Source organism: Methanobrevibacter filiformis (assembly GCF_001639265.1).
Lineage (GTDB): Archaea > Methanobacteriota > Methanobacteria > Methanobacteriales > Methanobacteriaceae > Methanacia > Methanacia filiformis.
In genome coordinates this window covers 1-12,716 of the sequence record NZ_LWMT01000273.1, presented here as the reverse complement: position 1 = coordinate 12,716, position 12,716 = coordinate 1, and the positions used below count along the sequence as shown (strand labels likewise).

The following is a 12,716-nucleotide window of genomic DNA, read 5'->3' as shown; positions in this document are numbered from 1 at the left end:
AAACATAACCCACTTAAAACCCAATAAACTAAATAATAATCCTTATTTTAACTTAATATTACTTCATCATCACAATATAAACCAATAAATATCAATTAACTAATCAATGAATTATGGAAGATCTCCTTAACATATTTTTAACATATTTTTATTTATTTTATTTATTTTATTTTGGAGTTGTAGAATAAAATAACAAAGTATATTAATTATCTTAACTAATATAAAAAATTGGAATATATATAAAAAGTTATAATTGTATAATTATTTTACTCATAATTTAATTAAGATTTGAGCATTAATTTAGATCTAATAGATTAAATTTAATAGAGTTATTAGCTATTTGGCTTTTTTAATCAATTAATTTATTCATATTATTGATTAATATTATGATTTGTATGTAATGTAACTATGATATGTGGAGATGGTTTTATAGTAATGATACAAGGAAATGTTGGTGGGAAAAGATATGTAGAACATTTCTCAAAAGGGGTTCTTTCAAGATCATTAACACGGGCAGAAATGGGTCCTGATGAGGCATATGTCTTTGCTTCACATATCCAATCAAAGCTTGAAAAACAAGATATTGATTTAATTACTATTGAAGAACTTGTTGAAATCATTATTAATGATTTAAGACTTGAATATCCTTTAATAGCTGAAAAATACATGTCTTGGAGAACAATTAAATCTAATTCTGATCCATTAATCATTTTAATTGGAGGAGCTTCAGGTGTTGGAACTTCTTCAATAGCTTTTGAAATAGCTAATCGTTTAGGTATAAAAAATATGGTTAGTACAGATATGATAAGGGAAGTCATGCGTAAAATCTTATCAAAAGAATTAATTCCAGTTATTCACCAATCAAGCTTTTTAGCACATAATGGACTTAGAGTTCCTCCTCCAAGTGGTTTTGATAAGGTATTATATGGATTTAGGAAGCAAGTTGATACTGTAAGCGTAGGTATAGATGCAGTTATTGAAAGAGCTATTAAAGAAGGAATGAGCATGGTTATTGAAGGAGTACACGCTGTTCCAGGTTTTATCAAAAAAGAACTCCTTAAAAAAGATAATGTTATGATGTATGTTCTAAATTTATCTGATGAAAATGATCATAAAGGTAGATTTTATTCTAGATGTGGACGAACGTGGGCTAGAAGACCACTTCAAATATATTTGGACAATTTTGAATCTATTAGGAAAACTCAAGATTATTTTATGTCTCAAGCTGAGAAATTCAATGTTCCATTAATTGAAAATAGGAATGTTGCTACAACAATTGATTATATAATTAAAGATATTAGTGAAACATATGGTGGTTTTAATGCTAAAAAATATAAAAGTGAAAGAATTAATGACTAAGGATGTTATTACAATATCTCCGGATGATGATGTTGTTTTTGCCTTTGAGAAACTAATGAAAAATAAAATAAGTGCTTTGCCTGTGATTGATAATGATAAAAATGTGATTGGTATTGTTACAGCTTCAGATTTAGGTCATAACTTAATATTAGACAATTATAAGTTAGGAACTAAAGTATCTTCTGTAATGGCGAAGGAAATAGAGTTTATTTCTCCAGAATCTAATCTCTATGATGCATTAAGTCTGCTGGAAAATAATAAAGCTGGTGGATTAGTAAATCAATTGCCTGTTATAGAAAATAATAAAATTGTAGGCATAATATCTGATGGAGATGTTATTAAAGCAGTAAACAAGGTTTTAAGAAACTCTGATTTTTTTAATAATTTGGATTAATTAAATAAATTAGATAGTAAATCAATTTAAATAGATTTAATAGATTTAAATAGCTATTTTATATTTAATTAACTAATTTATTTAGATATTCATATATCTCTTAAATAATTTTTAAAATAGCTATTTTTTTTATAATGTTTTTGTATATTTCTTTGAAATTGTTAAAGGAAATTAAGAAAGTTTATATAACATTAATACCAATATTAATATTGGCTAGACTGGAGGGTTAGGGGTCCTCTGTAAGCACACACCCCCTTAGGTGTGGTCGAAATTCAAGGGGCGACCTGTTGATTGGATTTAAGCCTGTAAAATTGATATAGAAACTTCGTCCTACAGGATTAATGGTCATAAATCTTTAACTGGAGGGTTAAAGTTAATTATGTTTATTATGGGAATGTGTTAGGTCTGGAAAGGAGCAGCTCTGCTATAAACAGCTGATGCTTGTAGAAAAACGGGGTGGAGTTGATTTTGCAGATTACTTACTTTTATGATACTTGTCCACCTTTGAATGTGCCATTTTAATGCTTATATTAGATAGTATTGTTTCTTAATATGAAACAAACATTTCAAAATGAGAAATCAAGGATTTTCTAAATTAACAATTTAAGTTGATCAAAACCTATTCTAAAAAATAAGCATTTTAATTATTAGAAATGGGTTTATTACAATTAAAATGTATACTTAAAATTATTTAATTGTTTAAGATATAAGAAAAATTTATATACTAAATGATACATACATAAAGTAGTATATGTTTATATGGACTTTATGTTTATTTGATTTTTTAAATTCTATTTTCATGTCGGGATGGCCCAGCCTGGTACGGCGTTGGACTGCTAATCCAATGATTCTTTGAATCACACGGGTTCAAATCCCGTTCCCGGCGTTCTTTAATTATTTTTAATCTATTTATTTTCTTATTTTTAATCTATTGTTTCATTTATCTTTTGATTTTGCTTTGGAATTCTTTTACTGCTTTTTTTCATAAATTGGATCATATTTTATACCTAATGGACAAGCATGTGCTGTAACATATTCAATAATGTCTATTTCTTCTTTAATTCTATTTTGGGTATAATGAATTAAATTATGAGATTCTATTAAACTTAATTCTGGATTAACATCTACATGTAATGCTAATAATGCATAAGATCCAAAATAATTAATTTTCACGTTATGAATTCCATAAACATTATCAATAGATTTAACAATTTTTTCTATATCTTCTATAATCTCATCAGATGGCAATTTTCCCATAATATTATTTATGTTGTTCTTTCCGACTTCAAAAGCAGTTTTAACTATAATAATTCCAATAACAAGTCCAATTAATGGATCTAAAAAAGGATAGCCTGTATGTGATAAAATAACTCCTATTAAAATAGCTATACATGAAAATATGTCAGTTTGTTGGTGTTTAGCATCAGCTATTATTGCAGGACTGTTAATATTTTCCCCAATACTCATTATATATCGTGTCATAGCTATATTTACAACTATGCCTATTAATGCCATTATGATAGCTAAATAATTAGGTGTTTGAATTGTGCCATGGAAAAACAATTTGTTTATTGCTTCAGTTAAGATCTCATAAGCTACAAATGCTAAGAATATAACAATAATCAAACCAGCTATTGGCTCTGCTCTTCCATGACCTAAAGGGTGGTCTTTGTCTGGTGGTTTTTGTCCTATTTTAAATCCAACATAAGCTATTATAGAAGTTGCAATATCTGATAATGTATGGGCTCCTTCAGCTATAAGTGCAAAACTACCTGAGTAAATCCCAACAATTATATTAAAAAATGTTAAGAATAAATTACCTCCAATACCAGTTAAAGCAGCTTTTTTCCCTTCTTTGTCTCTTGTAGAATGATCTATATGAATCTCTCCATTTTAAGTTAATTTTTTTCATATTTTTACATTTTTATCGTTTCTAAACGATTCATAGCTTCTTCTATGTTCTCGTAAGATGTAGCATAGGATAATCTTATATTATCTTTACCATATATTCCAAAACCACTTCCAGGAACTGTAATAACTCCAGCTTTAAGTGCTTTTTGAACATATTCTTGAGGATTATTTACTTTTGGGAATATATAAAATGATCCTTCAACATTAGGAGTGTTTAATCCGATTTCTCTACTTCTCTTTAAAACTAGATCTCTTCTACGCTTAAATTCGTTTACCATAGTATTCAATTCATTTTGAGGTCCAGTTAATGCTTCATATGCTGCAGCTTGTGATAGTGAACATGCACACGCGTTGTTATACTGATGAACTTTAAGTAATTCTTCTACCATATCTTCAGGTCCTGCTAAGTATCCTATTCTAAGACCTGTCATAGCATAAGCTTTTGAAAATCCATTTATAACAATTGCATTATCTGTAAATTCAGCTGGAGAGTAATGTTTAGCATCATAAATAATTTTTTCATAGATTTCATCACTAATTATTAAAAAATCATGGTCAGTTGCAAGATCTGAAATAGCCTTCACATCTGATTTGTCCATGACTGCACCAGTTGGATTTGATGGTGAATTTAAAATTAATGCTTTTGTTTTTGAGTTTATTTTATCTTGAACTTCTTCAACTTTCATTTTATATTCATTCTCTATTTTAATTTCAACAGGAACTGCTTTACTTTCAGATAATTCAACAAATGCTTTGTATGATAAAAATCCAGGATCTGGAATTAAAATTTCGTCTCCTTTTTCAAAATAACCTTGTGCACATATGTATAATGCTTCACTAGCACCAACAGTGACTATAATTTCATCTGTAGAAACATTTAAATTGTTATCTTTATGAAGTTTCTTGGAAATAGCTTCTCTTAATTCAATAATTCCTTTGTTTGGAGTATAATGGGTAAATCCTTCATTTAAGCTATTTTCAATAGCTATTTTAGTATTTTCAGGAATATTAAAATCAGGTTCACCTATTCCTAAGTTTATAGCATTTTCATCAGTTATTTCAAACATTTTCCTTACTTGGGATAATTCTATAGATTCTAATCGTTTAGCAGGTTTAATCATCTTTAATTACCTTTATTATCACTGATTTAGAAAAATCAAAGATTTTCCAAAATCTCTTTTAAAACACTGATTTAGAAAAATCAAAGATTTTCCAAAATCTCTTTTAAAACACTGATTTAGAAAAATCAAAGATTTTCCAAAATCTCTTTAAATAGTTTATTTTTTTATTACTTTTTATATTTTGCGAAATCATTGTCTTAATTTATTAATTCTTATTTTTTTTAGCATGATCCACACTGATAACAATTGTTTTTGCACCATGGAGTTCTTTCATGGTTTAAAATCTTTTGTCTTTCTTGTATTAAGAAATTTTTATTTATTCCAACATTGATTTCATCCCAAGGAAGTTCATCATCTAATTTATAACCTTGGTTATATTTTTTCCATTGATTAAGTATAATATTTTGATTATTATTATAATCTATTGAATTTTTAATTAAATCTCCAACTTCTGATCCTTTTGTGGATAATACATATTGAATTAATCCCATTTTCGCACTATCAAATTTAATAGTTATATTTTTTAAATCATTTCTTAAATATTTTATTTTCCTTTTTATATCTTTTATATCATAACTTTCCCATTGTAAAGGAGTATGAGGTTTTGGAATTAATGGGTTTACACTAAATTTAATTGATTTATTTCCATTATTTTTATTATTTTTTAAGGAGTTTATATATTTTATATGTTCTGAAAGCTCTTTAATGTCTTCATTTGTTTCATTCATAATTCCAATTAAATAATATAATTTTATATTAAAATTTAAGCTTATAGTATCTTCAATTACTTTATAAAGTTCAGCATCATGAATATTTTTGTTAAGTGATTTTCTAAGAGAGTATATTGATTCAGGTGCAAGAGTAATCGTCTTTAATCCACTTTCTGCTAAATTTTGAAGTGTTTCAGGATTAATTGTTTCTATTCTAAGTGATGGTGTTGATATTTGGAAGTTTAAGTCTCTAAGCTTAGATATTAACTGATCTATTTTTGAATAATCAGAAGCTGCAAATCCAATTAATGAGATTTTGTTTAATCCTGTGCTTTCTCTTGATTTAATAGCTATTTTAATTAATTTATTAATGGATGTTTCTCTTATAGGTCTATAAACATATCCTGACATGCAGAATCTACATCCTCTTGTACATCCTCGTGATATGTTAAGCAAAATTGAGTTTGAAAAAACAGGTAAATATTCTTTATTCTCAGTTTTAGTGATTATTGGATTAGTTATGTGATAGGCTTTGTCCATATTTCTTAATATTCCTCTTTTAACATGATGATTTGGGATATAAACTCCATGTATTTCTAAAAAATTAGCTATTTCTTCTTTAGGATTTTTCAATTCTTTGTATAAATCTAAAACATTATTTAGCATAACTTCAGCTTCACCAATAATGAACATATCAACAAACTGAGAGATAGGTAGTGGATTTGATGTTGCACATGGTCCTCCAGCTATTATTAAGGGATAGCTATTATCTCTCTTATTTTTATCAATAGGTATCTGTCCACTTTTAAGCATTTTTAAAAGGTTAAAATAATCTTCTTCGTAATGTATTGTGAAACTAATAATATCAAAATCAATTAAAGGACTATTTGACTCAATACTTCTACTTGATGGGTAAATAACTCGTTCACACCATGAATCTTCCCTATCATTTATCATTCCATATATTATCTGATAACCTAATGAAGACATAGCAGTTCTGTAAATGTTTGGATAACATGAAGCAACTCTAATATCTATATTTAAAGGATTTTTAACCCTAGTGTTTTCTTCAAAAATCATTAAATCACTGAAAATTTAAGAGATATTATATTTAATTATTTTATTTTAATTAATTACTTTATATCATGATACTAAATTTAATCATATCTGTCTATTTCAGTTTATTATTATTTATTCTTTTCTTATTAATTAGGATACATATTTATAAAATAATTGTAAATCAATTATTAAATACTAATTAATTATAATTAAATAATTAATTATAATTTATAAAGATGTATAAAATTTGTATACAATAACTTATTTCTAATCAATCTATTATCGTGATGAACAAACTTTTAAAACGAGAAATCAAAGATTTTTCTAAGTTTCTGTCATGAAATAAAAGTTTTATCGTATCTTATTTCATGAAATAATCATTTCAAGAATAAGAAATACTTTTATTAATCTTAGAATGTATAATAAATTATTAATTATTATATAAATTAGTAGCTTTAATTTTTATTAATTTGTAGAATACTTTAACGAATTTTGTTATTGATGATTTAAATGACTGTAAAACAATATAAAAAGATTGCTGTAGGTGGGACATTTGATAGGTTTCATCAGGGTCATAGGAAGCTTTTAGAAACGGCTTTTGATTTAGGAGAAAAGGTAGTTATTGGGGTAACATCTGATAGCTTTGCTTGTGTGAAAGGTAATGTTGAGCCTTGTAAAAAAAGAATGTTTAATTTAAATGAATTTTTAAATAAAAATAACCTTTCTTTTCATATTGCACGACTTGACGATCCTTATGGTACAGCTATTTATGAAGAAGACTTTGATGCAATTGTTGTAAGTGAAGAAACTGAACCTACAGCTATTGAAATTAACAAAATTCGCATTAGTAATAATATGGATCCATTAGATATTATTGTTATTAGTTTTGTTTTTGCAGATGATGGTATTCCTATTTCTTCAACACGTATTCGCAAAGGAGAAATAGATAAAAAAGGTAGGCTATTAAAAAATATATCTGCAGATTAAGGAATATTTTAGTTCTTAACTATTTATTTATACTTATTTATAGTTTATTTATACTTATTTATAGTTTATTTATACTTATTTATAATTATTTATAGTTTATTTATAGTTTATTTAATATAGAATTTCTCCCAGTTTCTATTGCTTCATGTATCTGTCCATTTATTGATTTACTAATGTCTGTTATATATGATCCAACAATCAAAACAATTATTAATACTGTTCCCATTATTAATATGAGTTCCGCACTTCCTTGAGCTTTATTGTCTTTATACAGTTTTTTCATGATATCTTAATATCATATTTGCCTATTTATGTACATATTTTTATACTTAATATATATTATTCATGTACTGGTGGATGTAGAATTTATCATATCTCTTACTTCATTTACATCGCTACTTGCATTTAATCCGGTTTTACCTTGAGTAAAATAGCTTTTGTAAATTAAAAGTGCAACAATAGCTATTATAATTACTCCACCAAAGAGTAGTATATATTCAGCGGCTCCTTGACCTATTTCTTCATTTTTTAAGTTTTTTAAACTTGTAACTTCATCTTTTATTTTTGAAATCATCTTTTCACCTCTATTTCTTCATATTATTGAAACTCATATATAATATTATTTATTCTGTAAAAAGTATTACATTAATTCTTCACTTGTAAAACATTTTTCACATCTTAAAAACATTAAATTTATAAAGTTTGATGTCAATAAATTTAAACACTAATAATTAATTATTCATACAATGATTAAAATAGAAAATAATCAACTATGACTAAATTCATTATCTAAAATTGTTTTTAGGTTTTGTTTGAATATGATTTAAATATAAAATTAAACACAACTTTCGCACAGGGGATATCTAATGGCAAATGCAGCAAAATATATAGTTGGAGGGCTTTTATTAATGTTTATAAGCTCTGTTTTTGTTTATCATGTTATTATATATCATTTTAAAGATATTTTTTTAATTTTTAGTGCTGTAATGTTCCTTATAGGCTTTTACTTCTTCGTTGGTGGTGTAATAAGCTTCTATAAAATTAGAACTAAGAAAAAAAGGATTAAAAATACAATTGATATTGATGAAATTAGGAATAATGGAAATAAAAATAATAATAGGGATAAAACTATAAATAATAATAAACATATTAATAATAAAACTACAAATAATAATAAACATATTAATAAAACTACAAATAATAATAAAACTATAAATAAAAATAATAATAGGGATAAAACTATAATTAATAATGAACATATTAATAATAAAACTATAAATAGTAATATTGATACTAAAAAGTCTCATTCAAATGAGTCTAATAATGAAAATATTAGTAATCAAAATTCTAATTCGCATAAATATAATAATAAACACAATAATAAAAAAAGTATTAATTTAGATAATACTAATAATACTAATAATACTAATAATATTAATAATTTTATCAATGAAAATCCAGATAAAATTAATGATATTGTTATTAATGATATGATTAATAGCTATGATAATAAAAAAACTATAGATTCTTCAAAATCCTCTATTAATGATCTAAAAAATTCTCAGAAGGTTGATCAAATGAATTCTAATAAAAATAATATGCCAGAACCTACTAAATCTAATATTGATTCTAATAATGCTTCTAGTATTAACTCAAATAACTTAAGCTGTCCTACTAAAAAACAAAAATCTGGTTTTAATTTTGATGATAATTCTTACATGGCTAAACTTAGTAAACCTACACCTATTAAGTCCAATTTTATTAACACAGGCTCTAATAAAGTAGGTCCTATCAAATCTAAGTTTATTGAAGATCAAAACAATCAGGAATTAGCTTTAAAATCTAAAAAATCTAGAATAAATCTAAAATCCAAAATAAAATCTAAATCGAATTTAAAAAACGATGCAACAACCACTAAATTAGTTTTCACACCTAATTACGATAAACCTACCAAAATTGCAAGACCTAACAAAAAATCTGAATCCGTAAGTGGTAGATCTTTTTCACATTCTAATTTTTCTTCTTTTAATTCACCTAACTTACTATCTAACAAAGATACTGAATTAAAAAGTGTTTTGAAGAAAAGTTCTAAAGAAAATTTCATACACCAATTAAATGATGATGTTCAAAGTAATAGTTTTGTTTTGTATGGTGATGAGTTAATTGATTCAGACAATGCTTTTGAAAGGTTAATCAAAACAGCTAAACATGAAATATTAATAGAATCTACCTCTATAAAAGGAATATCTAACAAATTCTTAGATATTCTCTCTACAACCAATACTAAGATTATTATACAAGGATTTGATCCTAATGATGTATCATATGCTCTTTTAATTAATTCATTATTAAATAGAGGAGTTTCTGTAAAAACATTACCTTTTATAAATACAACTAATATAATAGCTGATAATAATGCATTAATAATATCTGAAGCAGATAGAAATAGTGACTTTGAGGTTGGAGCTCTTTATAATGATATTGATGTTGTTAATGATATTAAAAATTCATTTAAGGACTTATGGGCAATAAGTAATGATTTAAGATTAGATTTATATTAATTTCTTTTTCAATTATCTAATAACATATCTATTTTTATCATCTATTCTTAACTTGTTGCTCAAATCTGATCATTATCATTATTATTTATTTCTCATTTTTTATTATTTTACTTTTTTCTATATTTTATGAATTAAATAGTTATTTTTATAATAATCTTATAATATATTTATAAATAACTTATAATAATGAGCATTAATATTTTTAAATATTTTTATTATGTCTGATATTTTTAAATATTTTCAATGGTCATGTTATTTTATAAGGTGATTATACAATACTTAGTTTAAGAGTATTTAATTGTAAATAGTAGTATGTAATTAGTTAATAAGTAGTATGTAATTAGTTAATAATTATTATTTGATCATAAAACATATAATAAGGGGATGTAAATTTGGAAATACAATGGTTAGGGCATTCTGCATTTGAAATAATTTCAGATAAAGGGTTAAAATTCTTAATTGATCCATTTATAAGTAATAATCCTAGTACTAATATTGCTGTTGAGGAGATTGATGTGGATTATATTCTTTTAACACATGGTCATTCTGATCACTTTGGAGACACATTAGAAATAGCTAATAGAACTGGGGCTACAACAATAGCTATTCATGAATTGGCTTTATTTGTATCTCAACAAGGATTTAATACAATAAGTATGAATATAGGTGGATCTATATCCGTTAGTGGTGTTAAAATCACTATGTTGGAGGCTATTCATTCTTCATCTATTGATTTTATTGAAGAACCTATATCTGGAGGTTCTGCAGCTAGTTTTTTAATAGAAACTGAAGATGGAACTAAAATTTTCCATGCTGGAGATACAGGATTGTTTAGTGACATGGAGACTGTTATTGGTGCTTTGTATAAACCAGATATTGCTTTAATTCCAATTGGAGGGAAATTTACTATGGGTCCTTTTGAAGGAGCATTGGCAACTATGTGGATTTCACCTAAAAAAGTTATTCCCATGCATTACAATACTTTCCCAGTAATAGAACAGGATACAAACATTTTTTCAAATTTTGTAAAACAATTTAATCCAAATATTGATGTTATAGTTTTAAATTCTGGTGAAACATTTAAGTATTGAATGTAAACATTTAAATCATAGTACTATCTATATAATATTAATATATTTTCATATCATGTATTTTCATGTAATATAACATGTAACATGTGGAAATGTATATAATATTTTAGATCATATTAAATTGTATATAATAATAAAATAAAATATATTAATCAAGTTACATAATTTTATTTATAGCTTTCAGTTTTATCATAAATTTATATAATAATAATATTTAATTAAGTATGTAACTTATTTTGAGTGATAAAATGGTAAAATTTTTAGATTATCTAAGGAATATTTTTGCAAAAGATAAAAAAGTTAATATTGGTCTATATGGGCATCCTAATTCTGGAAAAACAACTTTAGCTAACTCTATAGCACATGATTGGATAGGTAATGATATAGGTCAATCATCTAATGTTCCGCATGAAACAAGATCAGTAATGAAGCAGGAAAAAGTCGTAATAGAAAACGATGACACAAGACTTGAATTCGATATCATTGATACTCCAGGAATATCCACTAAAGTAGATTATAAAAATTTTTTAGAATATGGTCTAGAAGAGGATGAGGCAAAAAGTAGAGCTAAAGAAGCAACAAAAGGCATCATCGAAGCTATTAAATGGCTTGATGATGTTACAGGTGTTCTCCTTGTTGTTGATTCTACTATGGATCCTTTAACACAAACTAATATTACAATAATTGGAAATTTAGAAGCAAGAAAAATCCCATTTATTGTTGTAGCAAACAAAATTGATCATTCTGATGCAAATATAGACAGAATAATTTCAGTTTTTCCACAACACACTGTTATTCCTATTTCTGCTCTTAAAAAGGAAAAATTGGATGATCTTTATGAAGAAATGTTTAAAAAATTCAACTAAAAGGAGATTTTAAAATGAATGGTTTAAAAATGGATTTTATATCTTCTGAAGCTCTTGAAAATGCATCAAGTATGGAAAAAATATACATGATTATAGAACGAGTTAAAAAAGGTAATATCGTTGTTATGGAGGGAGGATTAACTAATTATGAACGGACTGAGTTAATTGAAACAACTATGAGGGAAATAGATATTGAAAACTTTGTTGGAATTGATGTTCACACATTAGAAAAAGATACTACTTCATTCTTAGGTTTTTCTAAGAAAAAAACCGTTGTTATTACAATAGTTGGACCTGCTAACTTAATGAAAACCGTTAAAAAACAATCTAACTTCTTATCTATGGTGGCGGATATCACAAAATCCGATGAAGTTATATCATAACTTTTAATTTTTATATAGTTAGTTATATTTTATAAAACAGCTATATCATTAAATATCTATATTGTTGAATATTTATTTTATAAATTTGTATTATTTTATTTATTTCAAATGTTTATAATTGTTTAACACACTTATAATTGTTAAATAATTATAGTACGATACCTATTTTTTGACAATATTTATATAGTATAAAATATATAATATTGGTATATGAGTAAAGATTCTAAAGAAGTAGTGGTGCGTCATATTAGTTCTACTGAGCTTAATGATTTGA

The 12,716-nt window shown here is 25.5% G+C and carries 12 protein-coding genes, 1 tRNA gene and 1 other RNA gene; 9 read left to right on the top strand and 5 right to left on the bottom strand.

The window, feature by feature from the left end; all coding sequences use genetic code 11:
- Positions 1-429: 429 nt before the first annotated feature.
- From MBFIL_RS08885 to MBFIL_RS08870, 4 genes are all read left to right on the top strand, one after another.
- Positions 430-1,359, top strand: a complete 930-nt coding sequence (locus MBFIL_RS08885; RefSeq protein ID WP_066973687.1) for a 2-phosphoglycerate kinase — start codon at positions 430-432, stop codon at positions 1,357-1,359.
- Complete coding sequence (locus tag MBFIL_RS08880) at positions 1,322-1,753, top strand: CBS domain-containing protein (RefSeq protein ID WP_066973685.1); 432 nt, start codon at positions 1,322-1,324, stop codon at positions 1,751-1,753. The genes MBFIL_RS08885 and MBFIL_RS08880 overlap by 38 nt, the downstream gene beginning before the upstream one ends.
- 206 nt (positions 1,754-1,959) lie before the next feature.
- Positions 1,960-2,273, top strand: an RNA gene (gene ffs, locus MBFIL_RS08875) — signal recognition particle sRNA.
- Positions 2,274-2,554: 281 nt separating this feature from the next.
- A tRNA-Ser gene (locus tag MBFIL_RS08870) sits at positions 2,555-2,639 on the top strand.
- An 83-nt stretch (positions 2,640-2,722) separates the two neighbouring features.
- On the opposite strand, the gene MBFIL_RS08865 is transcribed toward MBFIL_RS08870, so the two are convergent.
- The 3 genes from MBFIL_RS08865 to MBFIL_RS08855 all read right to left on the bottom strand — a co-directional run bounded on the left by MBFIL_RS08865 (position 2,723) and on the right by MBFIL_RS08855 (position 6,575).
- A complete protein-coding gene (locus MBFIL_RS08865) occupies positions 2,723-3,631 on the bottom strand; it encodes a cation diffusion facilitator family transporter (RefSeq protein WP_066973683.1) in 909 nt (302 codons plus the stop codon).
- 38 nt (positions 3,632-3,669) lie between these two features.
- Positions 3,670-4,785, bottom strand: coding sequence for a pyridoxal phosphate-dependent aminotransferase (locus MBFIL_RS08860; RefSeq protein ID WP_066973682.1), 1,116 nt, complete (start codon positions 4,783-4,785; stop codon positions 3,670-3,672).
- A 221-nt stretch (positions 4,786-5,006) separates the two neighbouring features.
- Positions 5,007-6,575, bottom strand: a complete 1,569-nt coding sequence (locus MBFIL_RS08855) for a radical SAM protein (RefSeq protein WP_066973680.1) — start codon at positions 6,573-6,575, stop codon at positions 5,007-5,009.
- 489 nt (positions 6,576-7,064) lie between these two features.
- Here MBFIL_RS08855 and MBFIL_RS08850 point away from each other — a divergent pair, with 489 nt between their 5' ends.
- Positions 7,065-7,541 (top strand): phosphopantetheine adenylyltransferase, encoded by a 477-nt coding sequence (locus tag MBFIL_RS08850; RefSeq protein ID WP_066973678.1) that lies wholly within the window; start codon positions 7,065-7,067, stop codon positions 7,539-7,541.
- A 100-nt stretch (positions 7,542-7,641) separates the two neighbouring features.
- On the opposite strand, the gene MBFIL_RS08845 is transcribed toward MBFIL_RS08850, so the two are convergent.
- Positions 7,642-7,824 carry a class III signal peptide-containing protein gene (locus MBFIL_RS08845; RefSeq protein WP_066973677.1) on the bottom strand — a complete coding sequence of 61 codons (183 nt, stop codon included), beginning with the start codon at positions 7,822-7,824 and terminating at the stop codon, positions 7,642-7,644.
- A 60-nt stretch (positions 7,825-7,884) separates the two neighbouring features.
- On the bottom strand, positions 7,885-8,115 hold the full coding sequence (locus MBFIL_RS08840; protein WP_066973675.1) for a class III signal peptide-containing protein: 231 nt from the start codon (positions 8,113-8,115) through the stop codon (positions 7,885-7,887).
- Between the two features lie 292 nt (positions 8,116-8,407).
- On the opposite strand from MBFIL_RS08840, the gene MBFIL_RS08835 reads away from it, so the two are divergent.
- The 4 genes from MBFIL_RS08835 (at position 8,408) to MBFIL_RS08820 (ending at position 12,442) form a co-directional block, all read left to right on the top strand.
- Positions 8,408-10,102, top strand: a complete 1,695-nt coding sequence (locus MBFIL_RS08835) for a phosphatidylserine/phosphatidylglycerophosphate/cardiolipin synthase family protein (protein ID WP_066973673.1) — start codon at positions 8,408-8,410, stop codon at positions 10,100-10,102.
- A 392-nt stretch (positions 10,103-10,494) separates the two neighbouring features.
- Positions 10,495-11,193 (top strand): metal-dependent hydrolase, encoded by a 699-nt coding sequence (locus MBFIL_RS08830; RefSeq protein ID WP_066973671.1) that lies wholly within the window; start codon positions 10,495-10,497, stop codon positions 11,191-11,193.
- A 248-nt stretch (positions 11,194-11,441) separates the two neighbouring features.
- On the top strand, positions 11,442-12,059 hold the full coding sequence (locus tag MBFIL_RS08825; RefSeq protein WP_066973669.1) for an Era-like GTP-binding protein: 618 nt from the start codon (positions 11,442-11,444) through the stop codon (positions 12,057-12,059).
- Between the two features lie 14 nt (positions 12,060-12,073).
- Positions 12,074-12,442, top strand: a complete 369-nt coding sequence (locus MBFIL_RS08820) for an OapB/ArvB family protein (protein ID WP_066973668.1) — start codon at positions 12,074-12,076, stop codon at positions 12,440-12,442.
- The last annotated feature ends 274 nt before the right edge of the window (positions 12,443-12,716 follow it).